Origin of the sequence: Corynebacterium striatum (assembly GCF_016728105.1) — a bacterium.
GTDB lineage: Bacteria > Actinomycetota > Actinomycetes > Mycobacteriales > Mycobacteriaceae > Corynebacterium > Corynebacterium striatum.
Map to the genome: position 1 here is coordinate 1,509,950 of NZ_CP068158.1, position 20,674 is coordinate 1,530,623.

Sequence of the window (20,674 nt, forward strand, 5' to 3'; positions counted from 1 at the left end):
TTTTTAGTGAGAAAGACAGTGAGGTTGGTAGGCAGTGTCGTGGTGTTAATAAGCGGTCTGGGTCGCAACTGGTAGGTCACGCCACTCATCTGGGGTGACGTCAACCTTGCGGGTCGAGCCATCCTTGCCGGTGACGGTGGCTTCTGCCCAGAAACCTGCCGGCGCGGAGGCCTGCTTGAAGTCGTGAACGAGGCTGTACTTACCGTCGCGGCCACAGTGCAGCTCGCTGTAGTTCACGCGCATCATGGTGGTGCCGTACTCGATGCGTGCGCGCTCACCTGGCTTAAGGTCGAGTGGCGCCAATGCGGTACCCACCGGCATGTAGGCACGCTGTGCGGCACCGATGGAGCCGAGCCAGCCCTCCGGCAGGCGGCCTTTATTGCCCAGCCAGTTCATCTGGCCGTTGTACTGCGCGCCCACCAGGTGGTCGGTGATGCCACGATAGGTGTAGTCAGCCTCAGTCCAGTTCATGAAGTCCTGGGAAAAGCCCGGCTTTCGGAAGGTAGGAGCTACGCCCTCAATGGTGTTCGGGTACCACTGCATATCGCCAGCGGTGCACTCTTCGCCTTCGCTCGGCCAATTCTGGCGCTGCAGTTCGGTCGCAGGTTTGACCACATGGTCCTGCTTTTCATCGGCAATCTTCTCCAGGCTTGGGCCGGAGACGGCATTGTAGCCGCCGTCAACAACCTTGCTGTTCGCACCCGGCGCGCGGGAAGGAATCTCAAGCGCTTGGTCATCAACGGTGCCGTCGGCGTGGATTACGGTTGCCCAGGCATAACGCTCGGCCGGAGCGGTACCACGGATGACATTTGCACCCGGGATATTGGTATAGATGCCATCCTTGCAGTCCACGAACATGGAAATGAAGTCTTTTTCCACGGTGCCGTATTCCACGCGGAAGGAATCGCCAGGCGCAAGCTTGATCGGCCCGATGGTTTCCCCCTCGATCCAGCCGTTAGACAGAGTCAGACCGATGTCTGTCTTTGCGGTGGTGTTCCAGTTGGAAGGCCACTTGGCGGCAGAGTTTGCTTCGATCTCGTGATTGGTGCCGGATTCGATGGTGGCGGTGTACGGAACCGTCTGCTTGGTGGTGTTGGTGAACTGGATGGTGCCATCCGAAAGGTAACGGCGGCCAGTTTCACCAAAATGCCAATCCGGATAACCCGCTGCAGTAGCTTCTGCTGGGCTGCACTCTTGGTAGAGATTCTCAATCGGATAGCCCTGTGGCATGGCGGGGATCTCTGCGTGCGCCGCAGCAGGGGCAACGAGGCTTGCCGCAGACAGCGCGGCGGCTGCTACGTAGTAGCTGAGATGGAGGCGGGGAATGCGCATCGCTACGTTTCCTTTTATTCACTATTTTTGCAGTTTGAGGTTCACAGCGGCACGGTCTCTCCCTCCACGCGCTGTGAACTACTCACATGACGCTAGACGGCCACCATCGCATCCATCAATACCTCAGATACTTTCGGATAATTGCCCCTTGAGCTGGATCTTTACAGGTTTTTCCCAGCTAATTGCTATCCGAGAAACACTCGAAATTGTCCTTTCGTACACACCCGCTTTTGCCCCCTTTCCCCGAGTTGCCAACAAGATGGGAGGAAAGTTATCCACAGGCTGGGGATAACTCTGTGAAAATCAAATTCCCCAGGTTTCTTCCACAGCCTGTGGATAACTGTTTTCACCCACTTCCACAAGGGCTAAATCACAAGGATGTAAGTCTTCTTGCCTGCATGATCAGGGAAAACTCCGGCCATGCGTTCGGTAAATTACAAAAATGTAGTTATCCACATTGTGGATAACTATTGTGGAATTCTTTCGCACAAGCGTTTTGGTGAATAACTCGCCGGAGTTATCCCCAAAGCCCAGCTCTCAAGGCCAACAACACGCCGACAACCCCGAACACTGCAGCAACTCCAATCCAGTGCACAGCCTTCCGGCGCGAAAACAGGAACAGAGTCAGCACAATGCCGATTAAAAGCCCACCCAGGTGTCCCCACAAGGAGACGCCACTCATGATGAACGTGTAAACCACATTTGCGAGCACCAAGAAGATGGGCGCGCGCAGATCCATTCCTCGGCTGCGGTAAACACCCACCAGCATCGCCAGCAAGGCATAAAGCGCGCCCGACGCCCCCACAGTCGGCCCGTCGTAGTCCATCCACAGCACAGCCGCGGAGGCGCCCAAGACGGAGACCACATAGCTCGCCGCATAAAGCGCATGCCCAAGTGCCTGCTCGATCTCGCGCCCGATAAAGACGAGAAGGCACATGTTGAGCGTCAGATGCCCGACGTCGATGTGCATGAAGCCGGCCGTGATGGCCGTGGCCGGGGCGGCGGCAAACTCTGGACCCCATAGAGTCCACGCATAAGCCAAAGAAGAGTCATAGTAGGACCCTGAAAGGGAGCGGGACTGGATCGCTGTCACTGCCCAAGCCAGAAAGCACACCGCGACGATTGCTGCGGTGACGGGCGCTTGTTTGATGTAGTTCTTCAACTTTCCCCCAAAACTGGAAGGAGCCCACCACCACTAAAAAGTGGCGGTGGGCTCAACGCAGGAGCTCTTATGCAATCTCGATGGACTCGATGATGACGTCCTCACGCGGACGGTCCATGCGGTCAGTTGCAACCTTGGCAATCTTGGAAACGACATCCTGGGAAGCCGGGTCCGTGACCTCACCGAAGATGGTGTGGTGGTTGTTCAGGTGCGGAGTCGGAGCCACCGTGATGAAGAACTGGGAACCGTTGGTGCCTGGGCCGGCATTAGCCATGGCCAGCAGGAACGGACGGTCGAACTGCAGCTCCGGGTGGAACTCGTCTTGGAACTGGTAGCCAGGGCCGCCACGGCCGGTACCGGTTGGGTCGCCACCCTGGATCATGAAGTTGTCGATGATGCGGTGGAAAATTGCGCCATCGTAGAACGGGCCGGACTGCTCGCCCTTTGCGTTCTGGGTGGAGTAGTCCTTCTCGCCCTTGGCCAGGCCGACGAAGTTCTCCACAGTTACCGGTGCATGGTTACCGAAAAGGTCGATAACGATATCACCGTGATTGGTGTGCATCGTTGCAGTTGCGGTCTTCTGAGTCATGCCGACCATTGTATGGAATTTCTTGCTCGCGCGCCGCAAATGACATAACGCCCTAAGCGATCACTATGCTTATCCCCATGATTCGTGCCGTGCTCTTCGACCTCGACGACACCCTCATGGACCACACCTCCGCCATGCACGCCGGATTGGATGAATGGTGTGCAGAGCTAGGCGTTGCGCAGGGCCAGCACGCGCGTTTCTCCGCCCTCGAGCGCAAATGGTTCAGTGCTTATGAGCGTGGAGAGGTCACGCACCAGGGGCAACGCATTGAACGCTGCCGCGAGTTTCTGGGGCAGACGCTTGACGACGCCGCCTCCCTCGCCGACTACGACGGCTACCTGGCTGCATATCAGCGCAATTGGCAGGCATTTCCGGATGCTCTACCTGCGTTGCGCCGCGCACTGGCGGCTGGGCTAAACGTTGGGATTCTCACCAATGGTGCCCGTGAGATGCAGGAGGGCAAGCTCCGCGCGGGCGGACTTAATCTTCCGGAAGTACAACTGATTGCCACCGTGGATTTGGGCATTCCCAAACCGCAGGCTGCGGCTTACCACGAGGGTTGCCGCGTGCTGAGAAGCGAGCCTGCGCACACGCTCATGGTGGGCGATTCCCTGGCTAACGACGTCGAAGGCGCCCGCGCCGCCGGGCTGCAGGCGGTGTACCTGCAACGCGACGGCTCGGGCGAGATTTCGAGCTTGGACGAGCTCAGCTTCTAGGCGGGAACGAGTGAGCTGAGCACCTCTTCGCGGGCCAAGACCATGTTGCGCAACGAGGCCTCGGTCTCGTCGTAGCCGCGGGTCTTCAGGCCGCAGTCCGGGTTGATCCATAGGCGCTCGACTGGAACGTTGCGCAGGGCCGCGCGGATGAGCTCTGCCATCTCCGCCACGGATGGGATGCGCGGCGAGTGGATGTCATAGATGCCTGGGCCGATCTCGGAGTGGAACTTGTCGTCGATGTCTTCGAGGAGCTCCATGCGGGAGCGCGCCGCCTCGATGGAGGTGACATCGGCGTCAAGGCCAGCGACCGCATCGATGATTTGGCCGAACTCTGAGTAACACAGGTGCGTGTGAATCTGCGTCGTGGGTTTCGCCTCCAAAGCAACGAGTCGGAAGGAACGCACCGCCCAGTCCAAGTAGGCCTTGCGATCCTGCTCTCGCAGTGGCAGCAGTTCGCGCAGGGCGGGCTCGTCGATCTGGATGATGTCGATGCCAGCCTCTTCGAGATCACGCACCTCGTCGGCGAGAGCCACACCCAGCTGATCCGCGGAGACGGACTGGTGAACGTCATCGCGCACGAAGGACCACGCGAGGATGGTTACTGGCCCAGTGAGCATTCCCTTGACGTGCTTCTCGGACAGGGACTGCGCATAGCGTGCCCACTCCACCGTCATCGCCTGCGGGCGGGAGATGTCGCCCACCACGATTGGCGGGCGGGTGCAGCGGGAGCCATAAGACTGGACCCAGCCGTTTTCGGTGACCACGAAGCCGTCGAGCAGCTCGGCGAAGTACTGCACCATGTCGTTGCGCTCTGGCTCGCCGTGCACCAGCACGTCCAGGCCCAGGCGCTCTTGCAGCTCGATGACCTGCTTGACCTCGTCGCGCAGGGCGTCGACGTAGGCGGCGTCGGAAAGCGTGCCCTTGCGGTGAGCCGCACGTGCCGCACGAATCTCCTGCGTTTGTGGGAAGGAACCGATGGTCGTGCTCGGCAGCAGCGGCAGGCCAAGAGCTTTTTGCGCTTCATTGCGCTCGGCGAACAGCGGCTGACGCTGCACCTCGCCCTCCGGCAACTGCGCGGTGCGGTTTTGCACCGCCTCGTTGTGGGTACGGGCCGACTCGGCTCGGGTGCGCACTGCACGGTCTGCCTGGGCATACGCCTCCGGTGCAGCAAGCGGGCCAGAGCTCAGGGCGACGACCTCGCGCACCTTTTCATTGGCGAAGGAGAACCAGTTGGCCACGTCAATGGGAAGCGAAGTCTCTGCTTCCACGGTATGCGGAACGTGCTGCAGCGAGACCGAGGTGGTTACCGATGCGCCCGGAAGGGTCTCCAGCTTGGCTCGCAAGTCACGCAGATTTGCCGCCCAGACGTTGCGGCCGTCAACCAGTCCGGCGCTGAGGTGGGATTTCAGTCCAGCCACGCGCTCCAGGTAGCTCGGATCCAGCGCGAGGGTGCCCACGGAAAGATCCACCTGCACCGCCTCCGGCTGCAGCTCGTTGATGGCGTCCAGACCCTTGCGCACCGAGCCATAAGGCGTGGTCAGGTAAACCTGCGGGCGCTTTTCCGCGGCGAGGATACGGCGGTAAGCGCTCTGGAGTGCCTGGGCAAGGGCGGCGTCGTCAGCCGCGGCAAGATCCGCGACCAGAGCGGGCTCGTTGAGCTGTACCCACTCCACCCCGGCAGCGTGGAGCTGCTCGAGGACAGATATATAGGAATCGACCACGGCATCAAGGTGCTCAAGCGGCTGCGTGCTCGATCCGTCTGCCTGCTTGGACAAAGCCAGCAAGGTCACCGGACCCACGAGCACGGGACGCACGGCGTGGCCGGCATTGCGAGCTTCTTCCACGATCTTGAGAACGCGCTGCGGGCGGGCGTTAAACGTCTGGTCATCGGCAATTTCCGGGACGATGTAGTGGTAATTGGTGTCGAACCACTTAGTCATTTCGAGAGGCGCGGAGTCGGCGTTGCCACGGGCCAGGCGGAACTCGTCATCGAGGGTCTCTCCCTGCACCGCGCCAACGGTCAGCGCGGTCTCGAGGACGTGGTCGTAATAAGCCACGTCTGCTGGGATGGCGTAGTCCTCGTTAAGCCCGAGGTCGCGCAGGCGCGCATAAGTGTCAAGACGCAGCGAGTGCGCTGCCGACTCAAAGGTCTCGGCGTCGATCTTGCCGGACCAGTAGGCCTCTAGTGCGCGCTTGAGCTCGCGGTTCGCGCCGACGCGTGGGTAGCCTTCGATGGTGGCCTTAGGAAATGGTGCGTTCATGGGTGTACTCCAATTCGATTCAAAAGGTCTTGAGTGATGTGAGGGTTGTTGTGGGTATAGATATGGAGGCCGTCTGCCCCTGAGCGCAGTACGCTTCGAGTCAGCTCGGCGGTGAGTTCCATTCCGATTTCATGTTCTTCATCTGGGGTGGATGCTGCCGCGAGTGCGGCCCGCACACGGGGTGGGACCTGCAACCCGGACAGCTTGGCCATTCGCTCGAGCCGGGCCACGCTGGTCATCGGCATGATTCCCGGGATGAGCGGAATACGCACGCCGGCCAGCCGGGCGCGTTGGGCAAAGCGGGCGTAGTCTTCGGCGTCGAAGAAAAGCTGGGTGATGGCAAAGTCCGCGCCGAGTCGCTGTTTGGCAAGCAGAACGTCGAAGTCCTCGTCGAGGTTCGCGGACTCCGCGTGGCCGTTGGGATAGCAAGCCACCCCCACCGCGAGGCTGCCTGCGGCGAAACGTGCGGCTTGGCCCGCCTCGCGGTGGCGGATGAGCCGGACCAGCTCGTCGGCATGCTGCAGATAGTGCGCCGGCATGCCGCCTTCGGGCAGGTCGCCGCGAAGGGCGAGCAGGCCGCGCACGCCGGCGTCGACAAGCGCATCGATCCAGCCGATGAGCTCCTCCCGCGTGCCAGCCGTGCAGGCGAGGTGAGCAAGCGGGCGCATGGACGTGGTGCGTGAGATTTGTTCGATGAATGCCGCGGTGCCTTCCAGCCATCCGGAGCGCTGTGAGCTCGTCACCGCAATGTAGTCCGGGTTGTACCCCTGCAACACCTTTAGGAGCTCGGCGGTAGTGCTCGCATCAGCATCGTTGCGCGGTGGAATCACCTCGAAAGAGAGCGCGGTTCTTTGGCGCGGCTCAACAGATACTTCACTGAATTGGTCTAGTGGTGCTGAAGCGGAGAGACGCGGGGTCATGTTCACCTCCCTTACTGGTCAACGGATTTTGCTTGCGATGAAATGTACCAAGCTGTCCATTTTTCGGGGAAGAGTAACTTATTAAATAGTACTTTTAAAAGTGGCGTGCCTGCAGGCTTTTTAAAAATTGGCACGAATAAAAATAGAAGGTTGCATACCAAGCTGTCTAGTAATCAGCTCTTGTTACGTGCAAAAGTCCGGCTCTACAGACTAGAGCTAAAGAGACGTTCTCGCCCGCTGAGTCATAATCAAGCACAACAAGGGTCACCGCCGCATCATGCAGGGGTGACCCTTTGCTTTTCCTTCATACGTATAGTGGCGGGCCTTAACGCCCGCCACTACGCTGGTGGGAAGCACACGATAAAGCTAATTTAAGGAGCGTTCGCATGAACCCCACCGCAATTTCCGCTTCCGTCGGCCTGGCCACCAACCTGTGGAAGAGGTTTAAGGACTACCGCGACGAGAAAGCTCTCGAGGCTTACACCGCCCTGGAAGCTGCTGCAGCAGAGGTAGAAGAGCGCAGCAAGGACGCCTTCCCTGAGGCTCGCCGCAGCGCCGGCGCCGTCACCCAGGCAGCTCACGATCGCTTGGAGCGTAGCATCGCGGAGCTCAAGGACCGGGGTCAGGAAGTTAGCAAGCAGGCTTCCGAGCGCTTCGATGAAGCGCGCAAGGACGCAAAGAAGGCCCAGAAGAAAGCACAGAAGAACGTCAAGAAGCAGTCCCGCAAACAGGCAAAGGCCGCACGCAAGGCTGCTGACAAGGCCCAGAAGCGCAGCGCTAAGAAGCTCAAGAACATCAACTTCGGCAAGGAGAAGAAGAGCTCCAAGTTCTGGCCGTTCGCGCTGATCCTCGCCCTGATCTCCGCTATCGGTGGCGGCCTCTACTACTTCTTCAAGATCCGCAAGGAAGAGGCTTCCGAGGTTCCGCCGCGCGTCGAGGACTTCACCACCGGTGCCGATGCCGCAACTGAGGGCTCCACCTTGGTCTACACCTCCACCACCGAGGACGACCACAAGGTCTCCGACCTCGCGGAAGAGGGCGTCGTCGAGCGCGACGAAGAGCTCTTGGGCTCCATCGATGAGCAGCTAGCTAAGCACAAGGAAGAAGCCGAGGCTGCTGCCGACGCCGATACCTCCCGCATCACCGATGACCGCGATGACGAGGGCAAGCACCGCCTGCAGACCAACGAGCAGGAGTAAATCCACCCCGTTTAAGGGGGTAAAGCGAACGTTGTCTGGATCTCAATCCTTTGCTCGACGGACTCGAAGCTGATTGAATTTTTGGGTATTTCGAAACAATCCCAAGGAGAATTGATGAGCTTCGAGTCCCTCATTGTCAAGCTCAAGAGCGGTGCGACCTACTACTTCCCTGCTGGTTCCGTCAGCGGCGATCCTTCGCATCGAGTAGACAATCTCCGCTTTGCTATCGAGAACGGCACCACGTTCCACTCCGTGGATGACAGTGGCATCGACCGCGAGTTCTCGGGTTACGACGTGTCGAATTATCACCTCGCTTAAGAGCCCTTAAAGGCCGCCTTTCTAGTGAATTAGAAGGCGACCTTTTCTTATAGGATATGCAGCTATGACTGTCTATCCTCGCATGAAAACCTGGTCCTGGTATCTACCAGATCAGCCTCCCACCGGGGAAACTTCTCTCACCGAAACCACCAATTGGGCAAAGCCTGGTGCTGCCACTCGGCGGCTGCTGTTTGCCCAGCCTGTTGGCGTGGTGGGCCTACTCATAGCGGCCGCCATCAACTCACCGTTGGGTGCGCTGGTCTCCGTGGTCATTGGTCAGGCCACGCAGTACGCATTCAGCGATCCTTCCTGGCGAACACTGGGCGTTCCCGTACTGGTCACGGCATTGCTGCTCTACATCATGTACCTAGCGGAGGCCACAGCGGACGCCTTCACGGATCTTAGCCAAGCTCGCACCACGCATACCTTGCGCTTGGGCCTTTTACACAAGCTTCTCGACGCCTCCACCAAAGGACTCAGCCCCGGCCGCCTCCTCAACACGATGGACGAGGACTCGCACTACATCGGCCAACTCAAGCAGGTGCTTAACTTCCCGCTTTTCATGGCGGGATATCTCATCGGTGCCATCTTCAGCCTGGCTCCGATTTCCTGGGTGGTTTCCCTCGGGCTCATCGTGGGCGCGATCCTGACCGCCATTGCTTCGTGGGCCACCGCAAAGCCCCTGACGGGCGTTGCATCTGCCCGGCGCGCCAAGGAAAACACTGCGCTGGCCCTGGCCACTGACTTTGCCCAAGGCTCGCGCGTCATCAAAGGTCTCGGAGCCAACGAGGTGGCCAAAGAACGCTTCACTCTGGCTGCCCACGACGCCCTTATTTCGATGCTCCGCGAACTGCGCCTGAGCGTCCTGTTGTCGTGGCTGCGCCAAATGGTGCCCACCCTTTTTGCCGTCTTCCTTCTCACGTGGACGGCCTGGCAGACCTTCGAAGGAAACATCGAGCCCGGCGGCATGATGTCTATTACGATGCTCGCTCCTCCCGCGCTCACCGCGTTGGGCTTGTCGCTCGGCCATCTCACAGAGAACTGGGCAAAGGGCCAGGCGTCGGTGGAACGCGTGGGTGAGTTGCTGCAGGACCTGGGCAAAGGGGACGTCGCCAAGCAGGGCACCCCGGTAGACCTTGAACCAGGGCTCAACGTGTGGATACCGGAGACGGCTAAGGGCCGCGCGCTTGTCGACGCCTGGACCACCCACCTTTCCGCCCACGGTGCTCTTTGCCCGCCGCACCGCATCTCAGTTTTGGAGGGCACCCTGGCCGATAACATCGACCCGCTTGGCACCCTCCCCGCACAGCAGGTGCACGCTGCGCTGGAGGCCGCCGCCTGCGGCGACATCGTGACGCGCCTGGGCGGCTTTGGGCACGACGGCACTCTGCCTGACTCCCCCATCGGCGAGGCCGGCCTGAACCTTTCCGGTGGCCAGCGGCAACGCGTGGCTCTTGCCCGTGCGCTCGCGCAGGATCCCGAGGTGCTTGTGCTCGATAATCCCACCACGGGTCTCGACTCCCTGACCTTGGCCACCGTGGCCGAGCGCGTGGCTAAGCTGCGCCGCGGACGCGTGACCGTGGTGATAACCGCCGCCCCGACGTGGGCCGCCAACGCGGACAAGGTGGTGGCGCTGTGAGTCAGTCTCGTGCAGATGCACTTGCGCCGGCTTCAGCGCGCGAATCGTGGCGCTTCCTCAAGACTTTGCCCTCGGCGCCAACGCGCCCGAAGATGCTGCTGGTCTTTGCCGTTTTCACCGTCACCATCGTGATGATGAACTTAGGCTCCCAGGTCTTGGGCCGCGTGGTGGACATCATCCAAGGAATGGAGCTGCCTGTCATCGGCTCGGGCCGCCCAGCGATGCTCGCGGCGCTAGGCATCATTGCCGCAGCGCTTATCGCGGAGGTTACCGGCCGCGCCATCGGAGGCTACATGATCAATGCCAAGGCGCGGCGCCTAGCCGTGGACCTGCGCACCGCGGCGCTGGATTCGGTGCTGCGTGCGCCGGTTCCCCGCGTGATGGAGCTGGGCACGGGCAACGTGATTACGCGTTTGTCCAAGGACATCGACACCGTGGTCACCTCTATCTCCATGATGGGCGAGCGCCTGGCCGTCACCCTGTTCATCCTGCCACTCACCGCGCTGAGCATGGTGCTCATCCACCCGGCTTACCTGCTGATCTTCGCGTTGGCGGTGCTTATCATGTACCCGTTCATCAAAGGCACCATCCGCGACATCCCGGAGATAGCAAATGAGGTCTCCTCCGTCGAGGCGCGCCGCAACAACGTCTTGCTCGACACCATCCGCGCCTTGGACACCCTGCGCCAATTCAAGCTCGGCGGCTGGGCCGAGCAGCGCATGGAGCGCTACTCCTGGGATACGGTGCAGGCCTGGGGCGATAAGGTCCCGCTCATCAACCGCATCATCGGCCAGGGCTCCATCAGCTTCGCGGTGCTGCTACTCGGAACCTTGTCCATGTCAGTGCCGATGGTGGCCTGGGACTGGGTCACGCAGGGCCAGGCGGCGGCTGCGGTGCTGCTGGTCATGCGCCTTGAGGTGCACGTATTCAACATCTTGTTCTTTGCCGGCGAGATCCAGCATGCGGTCACTTCCCTAGGCCGCGCGGTTGCGTTGGCGCTGTTGAGCAGTGATGTTCCGGACCAAGAGCAGGACTCTCTTTCGGCTGCGCCAGCGATACGCATCGACGGCGTCACCTACTCCTACCCCGGCGGCGCGGAGGTTCTGCACGGCATAGACCTCACCTTAGAGGCTGGTACCACGACCGCGCTGGTGGGCACCTCGGGTGCGGGCAAGTCCACTCTGGCGGCGCTGGTGGCGGGCCTGCAGTACCCCACGACCGGCACCATTCACCTCGATGCGGTGGACACCGCCACGGTTCCCAACACGTGGGTGACCGAGCACGTCGCGCTCATCACCCAGGAGGTTCACCTGTTTTCCGGCACGCTTCGCGACGACCTCCTCCTCGCCCTCCCCGGCGCCTCCGACGCCCAATTGTGGGCGGCGTTGCACGAAGTCGGCCTGGACGAGTCCTCGCGCTGGCTGCCTGACGGTCTCGATACGTTCATCGGCGCAGGTAACGAGGAAATCGGAGCGGAGGCCTCACAACAAATTTCGCTAGCGCGCATGATTTTGCGTCAGCCGCCGGTGCTCATCATGGATGAGGCGACGTCGGAAGCCGGCTCCGAGCATGCTGCGGTGCTGGAGTCTGCGGCACGTGCTGTAACCCGCGGGCGCACTGCGTTGGTGGTGGCTCACCGCTTAGACCAGGCCCGCGAGGCGGATCGCATAATCGTGATGGAGCAGGGCGAAATCGTAGAGGACGGCACGCACGCCTCCCTCATGGCGCTCGGCGGCCGCTATGCCAAGGCTTATGCGCAGTGGGAGCACGGCCACTAAGCTGGCCACCATGTCTGATTTCGAACTGCGCCCCTTAAGCGAGGCGGACCGCACCTACTTGGCCCGCCTCAACTTCCTCACGGACACTTTCGGTGAGGAGCACAAGGAGCTCACGCCGCAATTCGACGCCGACTTCGACTACTACCTCGCCGGATGGGAGCCCTCCCGCGGCGGCTTCATCGCGTGGGAGGGCAACGTTCCCGCTGGTGGCGTGTGGCTGAACTGGGGAACTGAGCAGCGCCACGGCTACGGGCACGTGGAAGAGGGAATTCCGGAGCTCGCCCTTGCTGTGGAGCCGCGCTACCGCTCGCAGGGCATGGGCACTTTACTTATTCGCGCCGCCACGGACCTCGCCCGCGACTTAGGCGCTCCCGGCGCCTCGCTCTCGGTGGCCCTGGCCAATGAGCGTGCGCACCGGCTCTACCTATTTATGGGGTTCGAGCCGGTCGGTGAGTCGGAGGGCCATGTGGTGCTGGTGAAGCGCTTCTAGGTCTAAGTAGCAAACGTGTCAGGAACGGTGCATGCACCAAACAACAAAGAAACCCGACACCATCACGGTGCCGGGTTCCGGGCTGTGGAGCATAGGAGAATCGAACTCCTGACCTTCTGCTTGCAAAGCAGATGCTCTACCAATTGAGCTAATGCCCCAGTGCGGTTAATACTACTCCACCGAGCCCGCGCGAAAAAATCCCCACCACAACACACCTAATTTACTTTACTTTTAAAGTAACCCGCCCAGCAGGCGCAATCTTCGATCTCCGTGAACGGGCAATTCCCCTAGCTGACCAGCACCGCCGTTGGCAGCCCAGCGACGGACCCATGCCCGCCCTCTTCGTCAGCCACAGTGCCTACGCCGGACACCACCTCGATGCCTTCGATGAGTGGGCGGCGCATGCCATTCACGCGGGCGACGTCGACAAGCTCATGGCCTACATGGACAAAGCACCGGGCGCGCGCATTGCCCACTCCACCGCCGATCATTACGTGCCGTTGCTGCTGACCATGGGCGCGGCCGACGACCCTCGCACCGCCAAGACCGTGTTTACTCGGCGCGGACTGGGCAACCACATCCGTTCGATCCAGGTGGCATAGGCTTTTACGCGAGTCACATTAGCCACAAAAGATAACAATTTTCACTTCTGTTGCGTGTCACTAGGGTTTTTATAGGAAGTAGCCACCATAATCAAGGATCTGTCCACTCCTCGCTTAGAAAGGTCCTTCACCATGCGCCGCCTCGCTGTTGCCACCGTTGCCTTCCTCACCGCCGCGGCCCTACCCGCGACGGCACAGGCCGCTCTTCCCCCGCTGCCCACGGTTGAACTACCGGCAGTTCAGCTGCCTAACCTCCAGCAAGAAGCCGACCGCTTCCTCAACACCCTTCCGCCGGAGTGGGGTTCCTCGCGGCCAGCACCGGCAGCGCAGCCCGCTCAGCACCCCGCACAACCAGCACAGTCCGCAGCGAAAACCGCCCCCAACTGCGCCAACTGCGTGGCCATCACCTATGACGATGGCCCCAGCCCCCTCACCAACCAGCTCCTCGACACCCTGAAGTCCAAGAATGCCCACGCCAGCTTCATGGTCCTAGCGCCCAACGCCACCGCGCACCCGGAGCTATTGCGTCGCATGCAGGCGGAGGGCCATACCATCGGCAACCACACCAACACGCACCGTGAGCTGAACAAGCTCGCTGCCGGCGACGTCGACGGGGAAATCAAGGCAGGTGCCGGCGCCATCAAGGCGGCAACCGGCCAGAGCCCTCGTTGGCTGCGCCCGCCGTACGGCGCCACCAACGGCACTGTCGACGCCGCGGCCAAAGCCAACGGCCAAGCCGAGGCCATGTGGTCTGTGGACACGCTGGACTGGAAGGACCGCAACTCCGAGCACGTATGCAGCGCTGCCGTCAGCGGCGCGCAGCCAGGCAGCATCATCCTCATGCATGACATCCACGCCACCACGGTTAATGCTGCCAGCTGCGTCATCGACGGTCTGCGCGCCAAGGGCCTCGAGCCGGTCAGCCTCGATACTCTTATCCCCAACCCACAGCCCGGAAAGCAGTACTACTCTCGGAGCTAATGATTGATTTCTCGGCCCCCGCAGATGTCGTTGCACCCCAACTCTTGGGGGCAACTCTCACCTTCAACGGCGTCAGCATCCGCCTCACCGAGGTTGAGGCCTACCTCGGCGAGGATGACGAGGCAGCGCACACCTACAACGGCCAGACCCCGCGCAACGCTACGATGTTCGGCCCACCCGGGCGCCTTTACGTCTACGCCTCCTACGGCATCCACCGCAACGGCAACATCGTGTGCGCCCCGGAGGGCACGGGCCAAGGATGTCTACTACGCGGCGGCGAGGTCATCGAAGGTACCGAGCTCGCTTTCCGACGCCGCGGCACCACCGACTTCCATAACCTCGCCCGTGGGCCGGGGAACCTCGGAAAAGCACTGGGATTCACGCTGGAAGATAACGGCACACCAATTCAACTCACCGAGCGTGAGCAAGAGCCGGAGTGGGTCTGCGGGCCGCGAATTGGCATCAGTAAGAATAAACAAGCACCTTTGCGCTTTTGGATTCCTTTCGACAAGACCGTCTCGGCGCGCAGAGGCCTGCCGCCGAGCTAATGAGGCCTAGTAACGCCCGCCGTAGCGTTCATCGCTCTCGATGGCCGCGAGGATGCGATCGTTGATCTGGTTGAGCTGGCGCACCTGCGTGCGAGTGAGGTTGTCCATCACGGAACGACGCGCCTGGGCGGCGTGCCCAGGCGCGGTGGCGACAACCTTATCCCAGCCGGCGTCGGTAAGCTGCGCCAGCGTGGTGCGGCCATCATTCAGATCTGGACGGCGCGTAACCCAACCTTGCTTCTCCAAACGCGTGACCACCTGGCTAAGCCGAGAGAGCGAGCCGTTCGCCGTGTACGCAAGGTCGCGCATGCGCATCTCACGATTCTCCGACTCGGAAAGACGAGACAGAACGGTGTACTCGAAGAAGCTCAAGTCGGCGTCGTCACGCAGCTGGGCATCCAGAATGCTGGTTAAGCGGATGGTGACTCCCATGAGGGATACAAAGGAAGAGAGTTCCTCCTCATCGAGCCACTTCTTGTCCTTCTCGGTCATGAAATTTATTCTAGCAACGAAGGTTTAGAGGTTAAGCATCTGCTAGGCAGATTTCAGCGCTTCCCGGAGAAGCTGCGCCGCCTGACTCGGAGTCTTGCCGACCTTCACGCCGGCCTCCTCAAGCGCAGCCTTCTTGCCCTCTGCGGTTCCGGATCCTCCAGAGACAATCGCTCCTGCGTGCCCCATGGTTTTGCCCTCCGGCGCGGTAAAACCAGCAATGTAGGCCACCACCGGCTTGGTCACGTGCTCCTTGATATAGCGTGCGGCATATTCTTCGGCGTCGCCGCCGATCTCGCCGATCATGATGATGGCCTCGGTCTCGGGGTCCTTCTCAAAGGCCTCGATGGCCGTGATGTGGGTAGTTCCGATGATTGGGTCACCGCCAATGCCCACGCAGGTGCTAAATCCAATGTCGGAGAGCTCATACATCATCTGATAGGTCAGCGTGCCAGACTTGGACACTAAACCAATCTTGCCCGGGTTCGGAGCAGTCTCCGCTGGGATGATGCCTGCGTTGGACTGGCCAGGGCTATAAAGACCTGGACAGTTGGGGCCAATGATGCGGGTCTTCGACTCGCGCGCAAGCGCGAAGAGCTCCGCGGTGTCCTTGACTGGAACTCCCTCGGTGATGATGACGACCAGCTCGATGCCCGCGCGGATGGCTTCCTCAGCCGCGTCCTTGGTGAACTTGGCGGGGACGAAGATGACGGTGACGTTGGCGTCGGTTGCCTGCATAGCCTCGCGCACGGAGCCGAAGACTGGAATCTGCTGGCCCTCGATGTCGACGCGCTCACCGGCCTTCTTGGGGTTGACGCCGCCCACGATGTTTGATCCGGAGGCGAGCATGCGGCGTGTGTGCTTCATGCCCTCGGCGCCGGTCATACCTTGGACGATGATGCGGGAATCCTTGTTGAGAAAAACAGACATTGTTACTCCTATTCAGCCAGCTCCGCGGCCTTGCGAGCCGCTGCGTCCATGGTGGAAACCTGCTCCAGCTTGGGCAGGTGCGCGTCGTCGAGAATGCTGCGTCCAAGCTCTGCGTTGTTGCCGTCGAGACGTACGACGAGCGGTTTCGGCTCGATTCCATCGGAGGCCAGAATCTTGTAGGCCTGCACGATGCCCTTGGCCACCTCGTCGCAGGCGGTGATTCCGCCGAAGACGTTGACAAATACGGACTTGACCTGGGGATCCCCGAGGATCACTTCGAGGCCGTTAGCCATGACTTCTGCGTTGGCACCACCGCCGATGTCAAGGAAGTTCGCGGGCTTGGGTTGATTAGGCAGATCCTCGCCCGCATATGCCACGACGTCGAGCGTGGACATCACCAGGCCCGCGCCGTTGCCGATGATGCCCACCGAGCCATCCAGCTTTACGTAATTCAGGCCCATCTGCTGCGCCTTGAGCTCCAGCGGATCCGTGGCACCGTGATCGTGCAGGGCGGCATGCTCGCTGTGGCGGAACTCCGCGTTGCCATCGAGCGTCACCTTGCCATCGAGGGCGATGATGTCACCCTGTGCGGTCTTCACCAGCGGGTTAACCTCCACCAGGGTGGCGTCTTCCGCAGTGTAGACCTTGTAGAGCTGCTTAAAGACGGGCACAAGCTTGGCGACGTCCTCCTCCACAAAGCCTGCTTCATAGGCCATGTCGCGGGCGAGAGTGTCTGTCATACCATCGAGGGGAGAGAAGCTGCGGCGAATGAGCGCTTCAGGACGCTCCGCGGCGAGCTTTTCGATCTCCACGCCACCTTCCTTGGAGAGCATCGCTAGGTAGCGGCGCTTGGTACGGTCCAAGAGGATCGAGAAGTAGTATTCCTCGGCGATGTCGGCGCCCTCGGCCACCATGACCTTGCGCACGGTGTGGTCTTTGATCTTGAGGCCGAGGATTTCCTCGGCCTTTTCTGCCGCCTCAGCTGGGCTCTTAGCCAGCTTCACACCGCCAGCCTTGCCGCGGCCGCCAGTCTTGACTTGGGCTTTGACCACAACAATGGGCGTGCCGAGCTTGGCGGCTGCTTCTTCGGCCTGGACGGCCGAGGTAGCGACGATGCCTCGCAGGGTGGGTACGCCATGCTTTTCGAAAAGGTCCCTGGCCTGATACTCGTAGAGGTCCACTGGATCTCCGTTTCTCGCAATTTCTGGATGGACAACTCTTCACAGAATCGCGGAAATCTGGCACCGAATCAACAGGTTAGGAGACATTCGTAAATGGCAACTTAACAAGCTTTACGGTTCGCTGAAATTTTGTCCTAACCTGCTCAATTATTCGATTCTCTAGACGAATAGCAATTAGCTAAGTTCGCCATTGGGGGCACCCGCCCCCCCTGCTCTTCATCCTGTCGATGAGTGCCGGGAACGGTGCACGCCCCCAAACAACAAAGAAACCCGACACCATTACGGTGCCGGGTTCCGGGCTGTGGAGCATAGGAGAATCGAACTCCTGACCTTCTGCTTGCAAAGCAGATGCTCTACCAATTGAGCTAATGCCCCATTGTTCCGTGGTGGGCCTAGCAAGAATCGAACTTGCGACCTCATCGTTATCAGCGATGCGCTCTAACCGACTGAGCTATAGGCCCTTGTGCGGAACGAGTTGTAACTTTACATACTCTTTGCGAGATAACACAAATCGTATGGTCAGAGGGCTAATAAAAGCAGAAAACCGACACTTAAAATCAGGTGCCGGTTAAATGCTTTTCGTCTTAGTCGACGCTCTCTTGGATACCCAGTTTGAAACCACCGAAGACGTCCACGATGGAGTTGTAGATGAACGCCAGTAGCGGAGCCATCAACGTGCCGAACACGGCCACGATGGCACCGATCAACGCCGAGATGGACAAGACCACACCAAAAGTGACCTCGAAAGCGCCACCCACGCCGCCAACCAGGCTATTGAGGGAATCCCAGATTCCCGCCTGGTCCAAGGCGAAGTACAAGATGCATACCGCGAGGATCCATGCGACGAGGCCGACGAGGGACATCGCCAAGCCCACGCGAAACGCCGACATTGGGGAGATTCGCGTAAGGGTTACGTCTCGTCTTGCCATGGATTACTCCTCGTTGCCCTCATCATTAGTGTTCTTCGAATCCGCAATCTTCAGGTGCTCCTGCTGAACATCCTCCACGGACTTCTCGCCCTTGGCCACAGCCTGAGCGTCTTCCTCACCATGGTCCTCAACGTTGCGGTCGATTGCAAGCAATTCGACGTCGTTGGAAAGGTTGACCAGGCGAACGCCCATGGTCGCACGGGAAGAAGGACGGATCTGGTTAACCTCAGTACGGATAACACCGCCAACAGAGGTGATTGCGAAGATCTCGTCTTCCTCGTCCACTGCAATCGCACCGATGAGCTTGCCGCGCTTCGGGGTGTACTTGAAGGTCATCACGCCCAGGCCGCCACGGCCCTGCGGGGTGTATTCCTCAATCGCCGTACGCTTGCCATAGCCGCCGGAGGTGGCCACGAGCAGGTACCCGCCGTCGTGGACCACGGACATCGACAGCAGCTGGTCATCGCCGCGGAAGCGCATACCCTTCACACCGGCTGTTGCACGGCCCATCGGGCGCAGCTGGTCGTCGTCAGCCGTGAAGCGGATGGCCTGGCCCTGCTCAGAGGTCAGCAGGATGTCATCGCCTTCGTCGACGAGGGAAGCACCGATGAGCGCATCGCCCTCGTTGAGGTTGATAGCGATGAGGCCAGCAGAACGAGCGGACTCATAGTCGGTGAGGCGGGACTTCTTGACGCGGCCCTGCTTGGTGGCCAGGACGAGGTAAGGAGCGTCCTCGTAGGACTGAATCTGAATGACCTGTGCGATCTTCTCCTCCGGCTGGAACTCCAGCAGGTTAGCCACGTGCTGGCCACGTGCGGTGCGGCCTGCCTCCGGCAGCTCATAAGCCTTGAGGCGGTAAACACGGCCGAAGTTGGTAAAGAAGAGGATCCAGTCGTGCGTGGAGCAGACAAAGAAGTTCTTGACGATGTCGTCCTGCTTGAGCTCCGCACCGCGCACGCCCTTCCCGCCGCGCTTCTGCGCCTTGTAGGCATCAACCTTGGTGCGCTTTGCGTAGCCAGTAGAGGTGATCGTGACGACCACGTTCTCGCGGGCGATAAGATCCTCGTCAGTGACGTCGCCAGAAGCGGCCACGATCTGGGTACGGCGCTCATCGCCGTACTTTTCGACGATCTCAGCGAGCTCGTCGTGGACGATCTGACGCTGGCGTTCCTCGCGGGCGAGGATATCCTTGAGGTCAGCAATGATCTCTTCGATCTCAGCCAACTCGTCAATGATCTTCTGACGCTCCAGGGCTGCCAGACGGCGCAGCTGCATCGCCAGGATGGCGTCTGCCTGTACATCATCTACCGCGAGAAGGGTTTTTAACCCTTCTCGCGCTTCGTCGACCGTTGGGGAACGGCGGATAAGCGCGATGACCTCGTCGAGCATATCGAGGGCCTTGACCAAACCACGCAGGATGTGGGCGCGCTTTTCGGCCTCATCCAGACGGTACTGGGTACGGCGAACGATGACCTCGATCTGGTGCGCAACGTAGTAGCGCAGCATCTGATCCAGACGCAGGGTGCGCGGCACGCCATCGACGATGGAGAGCATGTTGGCGCCGAAGGAGGTCTGCAGCTGGGAGTGCTTGTAGAGGTTGTTGAGCACGACGCGAGCGACGGCATCGCGCTTCAGGGTGACCACGATGCGCATGCCGACGCGGTCGGAAGACTCGTCCTCGATCTTGGCGATGCCGGCGATCTTGCCGTTAGCCACGGACTCTGCGATGTTGGAGATCATGTTGTCCGGGTTGACCTGGTACGGCAGCTCGGTGATGACAATGGTCTGGCGGTTGCCGGACTCCTCGATGGAGGTCACGCCGCGCATACGGATGGAACCGCGGCCAGTGGTGTAGGCATCCTTGATGCCCTGGTCGCCGACGATGAGACCTGCGGTTGGGAAGTCTGGGCCCTTCACGCGCTCCATGCAGGCTGCAAGTGCTTCCTCATCGGAGGCTTCTGGGTTATCCAGCAGCCAGTAGATAGCCTCAGCCAGCTCGTTCAGGTTATGCGGCGGGATGTTAGTGGCCATACCAACGGCGATGCCGCCGGAGCCGTTCATCAGCAGGTTCGGAACGCGGGACGGCAGGATGTCAGGTTCCTGGGTCTTGCCGTCGTAGTTCGGGGAGAAGTCGACGGTGTTTTCGCGAATGTCACGGACCATTTCCATGGCCAGCGGGGTCATGCGGCACTCGGTGTAACGCATTGCCGCTGGGCCGTCGTTGCCGCGGGAACCGAAGTTACCCTGGCCGTCAACCAGCGGGTAGCGCATGTTCCAGGACTGCGCCAAACGCACCAACGTGTCATAAATTGCGGAGTCACCGTGCGGGTGGAACTGACCCATGGTGTCAGAAACCGGGCGGGCGGACTTTACGTAGCCGCGCTCTGGGCGGTAACCCGAGTCAAACATCGCATAAAGGATGCGGCGGTGCACGGGCTTGAGGCCATCGCGAACCTCCGGAAGCGCACGGCCGACGATGACGGACATGGCGTAGTCGATGTAGCTCGACTCCATCTCCTCGTTGATATCAATCGGTTGAATACGATCAAAAAGATCGCCATTTTGGTCACTCATAACCGCAAATTCTACCCTCTGAGGCCTTCCAGCGCC

Annotated in this window: 19 protein-coding genes and 3 tRNA genes; 9 read left to right on the forward strand and 13 right to left on the reverse strand. The window is 60.5% G+C overall.

From position 1 onward, the window contains the following. Window positions 1-45: 45 nt before the first annotated feature. The 3 genes from I6I72_RS07100 to I6I72_RS07110 form a co-directional block, all read right to left on the reverse strand. Window positions 46-1,332 carry a hypothetical protein gene (locus tag I6I72_RS07100; RefSeq protein WP_049146252.1) on the reverse strand — a complete coding sequence of 429 codons (1,287 nt, stop codon included), beginning with the start codon at window positions 1,330-1,332 and terminating at the stop codon, window positions 46-48. A gap of 517 nt (window positions 1,333-1,849) precedes the next feature. Further along, on the reverse strand, window positions 1,850-2,494 hold the full coding sequence (locus I6I72_RS07105) for a rhomboid family intramembrane serine protease (protein ID WP_201806504.1): 645 nt from the start codon (window positions 2,492-2,494) through the stop codon (window positions 1,850-1,852). A gap of 67 nt (window positions 2,495-2,561) precedes the next feature. After that, on the reverse strand, window positions 2,562-3,092 hold the full coding sequence (locus I6I72_RS07110; protein WP_005530645.1) for a peptidylprolyl isomerase: 531 nt from the start codon (window positions 3,090-3,092) through the stop codon (window positions 2,562-2,564). Window positions 3,093-3,160: 68 nt separating this feature from the next. On the opposite strand from I6I72_RS07110, the gene I6I72_RS07115 reads away from it, so the two are divergent. Further along, complete coding sequence (locus tag I6I72_RS07115; protein ID WP_201806507.1) at window positions 3,161-3,799, forward strand: HAD family hydrolase; 639 nt, start codon at window positions 3,161-3,163, stop codon at window positions 3,797-3,799. On the opposite strand, the gene metE is transcribed toward I6I72_RS07115, so the two are convergent. Together metE and I6I72_RS07125 are read right to left on the reverse strand one after the other, a co-directional pair. Next, complete coding sequence (metE, locus tag I6I72_RS07120; protein ID WP_201806510.1) at window positions 3,796-6,060, reverse strand: 5-methyltetrahydropteroyltriglutamate--homocysteine S-methyltransferase; 2,265 nt, start codon at window positions 6,058-6,060, stop codon at window positions 3,796-3,798. The genes I6I72_RS07115 and metE overlap by 4 nt on opposite strands. Beyond that, the gene (locus I6I72_RS07125) at window positions 6,057-6,980 is read right to left on the reverse strand and encodes a methylenetetrahydrofolate reductase (protein WP_049062924.1); all 924 of its coding nucleotides are present in this window, start codon (window positions 6,978-6,980) and stop codon (window positions 6,057-6,059) included. The genes metE and I6I72_RS07125 overlap by 4 nt, the downstream gene beginning before the upstream one ends. A gap of 386 nt (window positions 6,981-7,366) precedes the next feature. Between I6I72_RS07125 and I6I72_RS07130 the strand changes: the two genes are divergently transcribed. The 5 genes from I6I72_RS07130 to I6I72_RS07150 all read left to right on the forward strand — a co-directional run bounded on the left by I6I72_RS07130 (window position 7,367) and on the right by I6I72_RS07150 (window position 12,404). Continuing rightward, window positions 7,367-8,179: a hypothetical protein gene (locus I6I72_RS07130; RefSeq protein ID WP_049146247.1), complete on the forward strand. Its 813-nt coding sequence runs from the start codon at window positions 7,367-7,369 to the stop codon at window positions 8,177-8,179. A gap of 114 nt (window positions 8,180-8,293) precedes the next feature. Next, a complete protein-coding gene (locus tag I6I72_RS07135; protein ID WP_046646015.1) occupies window positions 8,294-8,497 on the forward strand; it encodes a hypothetical protein in 204 nt (67 codons plus the stop codon). Between the two features lie 64 nt (window positions 8,498-8,561). Beyond that, window positions 8,562-10,136 (forward strand): ABC transporter transmembrane domain-containing protein, encoded by a 1,575-nt coding sequence (locus I6I72_RS07140; protein ID WP_070419735.1) that lies wholly within the window; start codon window positions 8,562-8,564, stop codon window positions 10,134-10,136. A 92-nt stretch (window positions 10,137-10,228) separates the two neighbouring features. Continuing rightward, window positions 10,229-11,914, forward strand: a complete 1,686-nt coding sequence (locus I6I72_RS07145; protein WP_236081530.1) for an ABC transporter ATP-binding protein — start codon at window positions 10,229-10,231, stop codon at window positions 11,912-11,914. A gap of 10 nt (window positions 11,915-11,924) precedes the next feature. Further along, on the forward strand, window positions 11,925-12,404 hold the full coding sequence (locus I6I72_RS07150) for a GNAT family N-acetyltransferase (RefSeq protein WP_049192035.1): 480 nt from the start codon (window positions 11,925-11,927) through the stop codon (window positions 12,402-12,404). A gap of 85 nt (window positions 12,405-12,489) precedes the next feature. On the opposite strand, the gene I6I72_RS07155 is transcribed toward I6I72_RS07150, so the two are convergent. Next, window positions 12,490-12,562: transfer RNA gene (locus I6I72_RS07155), tRNA-Ala, on the reverse strand. A gap of 171 nt (window positions 12,563-12,733) precedes the next feature. Between I6I72_RS07155 and I6I72_RS07160 the strand changes: the two genes are divergently transcribed. From I6I72_RS07160 to I6I72_RS07170, 3 genes are all read left to right on the forward strand, one after another. Further along, window positions 12,734-13,006 carry a class III extradiol ring-cleavage dioxygenase family protein gene (locus tag I6I72_RS07160; RefSeq protein WP_005530660.1) on the forward strand — a complete coding sequence of 91 codons (273 nt, stop codon included), beginning with the start codon at window positions 12,734-12,736 and terminating at the stop codon, window positions 13,004-13,006. Window positions 13,007-13,138: 132 nt separating this feature from the next. After that, window positions 13,139-13,987: a polysaccharide deacetylase family protein gene (locus I6I72_RS07165; RefSeq protein WP_070419736.1), complete on the forward strand. Its 849-nt coding sequence runs from the start codon at window positions 13,139-13,141 to the stop codon at window positions 13,985-13,987. Further along, window positions 13,987-14,535 carry a DNA-3-methyladenine glycosylase gene (locus I6I72_RS07170; RefSeq protein ID WP_005530664.1) on the forward strand — a complete coding sequence of 183 codons (549 nt, stop codon included), beginning with the start codon at window positions 13,987-13,989 and terminating at the stop codon, window positions 14,533-14,535. The genes I6I72_RS07165 and I6I72_RS07170 overlap by 1 nt, the downstream gene beginning before the upstream one ends. A gap of 6 nt (window positions 14,536-14,541) precedes the next feature. On the opposite strand, the gene I6I72_RS07175 is transcribed toward I6I72_RS07170, so the two are convergent. The 7 genes from I6I72_RS07175 to gyrA form a co-directional block, all read right to left on the reverse strand. After that, window positions 14,542-15,027, reverse strand: a complete 486-nt coding sequence (locus I6I72_RS07175; RefSeq protein WP_070509285.1) for a MarR family winged helix-turn-helix transcriptional regulator — start codon at window positions 15,025-15,027, stop codon at window positions 14,542-14,544. A 42-nt stretch (window positions 15,028-15,069) separates the two neighbouring features. Then, the gene (gene sucD, locus I6I72_RS07180; RefSeq protein WP_070509283.1) at window positions 15,070-15,954 is read right to left on the reverse strand and encodes a succinate--CoA ligase subunit alpha; all 885 of its coding nucleotides are present in this window, start codon (window positions 15,952-15,954) and stop codon (window positions 15,070-15,072) included. An 8-nt stretch (window positions 15,955-15,962) separates the two neighbouring features. Further along, entirely contained in the window at window positions 15,963-17,135 is a 1,173-nt protein-coding gene (gene sucC, locus I6I72_RS07185) for an ADP-forming succinate--CoA ligase subunit beta (protein ID WP_049062958.1), read from the reverse strand. A gap of 302 nt (window positions 17,136-17,437) precedes the next feature. Further along, a tRNA-Ala gene (locus tag I6I72_RS07190) sits at window positions 17,438-17,510 on the reverse strand. Between the two features lie 9 nt (window positions 17,511-17,519). After that, a tRNA-Ile gene (locus I6I72_RS07195) sits at window positions 17,520-17,596 on the reverse strand. Window positions 17,597-17,719: 123 nt separating this feature from the next. Beyond that, window positions 17,720-18,064 carry a DUF3566 domain-containing protein gene (locus tag I6I72_RS07200; protein ID WP_034657287.1) on the reverse strand — a complete coding sequence of 115 codons (345 nt, stop codon included), beginning with the start codon at window positions 18,062-18,064 and terminating at the stop codon, window positions 17,720-17,722. A gap of 3 nt (window positions 18,065-18,067) precedes the next feature. Continuing rightward, window positions 18,068-20,638, reverse strand: coding sequence for a DNA gyrase subunit A (gene gyrA / locus I6I72_RS07205; protein WP_201806513.1), 2,571 nt, complete (start codon window positions 20,636-20,638; stop codon window positions 18,068-18,070). Window positions 20,639-20,674 lie beyond the last annotated feature (36 nt).

Coding starts and splice junctions, on each gene's coding strand:
- I6I72_RS07100 (WP_049146252.1), bottom strand. CDS start 1,332: ATGCGCATTCCCCGCCTCCATCTCAGCTACTACGTAGCAGCCGCCGCG.
- I6I72_RS07110 (WP_005530645.1), bottom strand. CDS start 3,092: ATGGTCGGCATGACTCAGAAGACCGCAACTGCAACGATGCACACCAAT.
- I6I72_RS07115 (WP_201806507.1), top strand. CDS start 3,161: ATGATTCGTGCCGTGCTCTTCGACCTCGACGACACCCTCATGGACCAC.
- metE (WP_201806510.1), bottom strand. CDS start 6,060: ATGAACGCACCATTTCCTAAGGCCACCATCGAAGGCTACCCACGCGTC.
- I6I72_RS07125 (WP_049062924.1), bottom strand. CDS start 6,980: ATGACCCCGCGTCTCTCCGCTTCAGCACCACTAGACCAATTCAGTGAA.
- I6I72_RS07130 (WP_049146247.1), top strand. CDS start 7,367: ATGAACCCCACCGCAATTTCCGCTTCCGTCGGCCTGGCCACCAACCTG.
- I6I72_RS07135 (WP_046646015.1), top strand. CDS start 8,294: ATGAGCTTCGAGTCCCTCATTGTCAAGCTCAAGAGCGGTGCGACCTAC.
- I6I72_RS07140 (WP_070419735.1), top strand. CDS start 8,562: ATGACTGTCTATCCTCGCATGAAAACCTGGTCCTGGTATCTACCAGAT.
- I6I72_RS07145 (WP_236081530.1), top strand. CDS start 10,229: ATGCTGCTGGTCTTTGCCGTTTTCACCGTCACCATCGTGATGATGAAC.
- I6I72_RS07150 (WP_049192035.1), top strand. CDS start 11,925: ATGTCTGATTTCGAACTGCGCCCCTTAAGCGAGGCGGACCGCACCTAC.
- I6I72_RS07160 (WP_005530660.1), top strand. CDS start 12,734: ATGCCCGCCCTCTTCGTCAGCCACAGTGCCTACGCCGGACACCACCTC.
- I6I72_RS07165 (WP_070419736.1), top strand. CDS start 13,139: ATGCGCCGCCTCGCTGTTGCCACCGTTGCCTTCCTCACCGCCGCGGCC.
- I6I72_RS07170 (WP_005530664.1), top strand. CDS start 13,987: ATGATTGATTTCTCGGCCCCCGCAGATGTCGTTGCACCCCAACTCTTG.
- I6I72_RS07175 (WP_070509285.1), bottom strand. CDS start 15,027: ATGACCGAGAAGGACAAGAAGTGGCTCGATGAGGAGGAACTCTCTTCC.
- sucD (WP_070509283.1), bottom strand. CDS start 15,954: ATGTCTGTTTTTCTCAACAAGGATTCCCGCATCATCGTCCAAGGTATG.
- I6I72_RS07200 (WP_034657287.1), bottom strand. CDS start 18,064: ATGGCAAGACGAGACGTAACCCTTACGCGAATCTCCCCAATGTCGGCG.
- gyrA (WP_201806513.1), bottom strand. CDS start 20,638: ATGAGTGACCAAAATGGCGATCTTTTTGATCGTATTCAACCGATTGAT.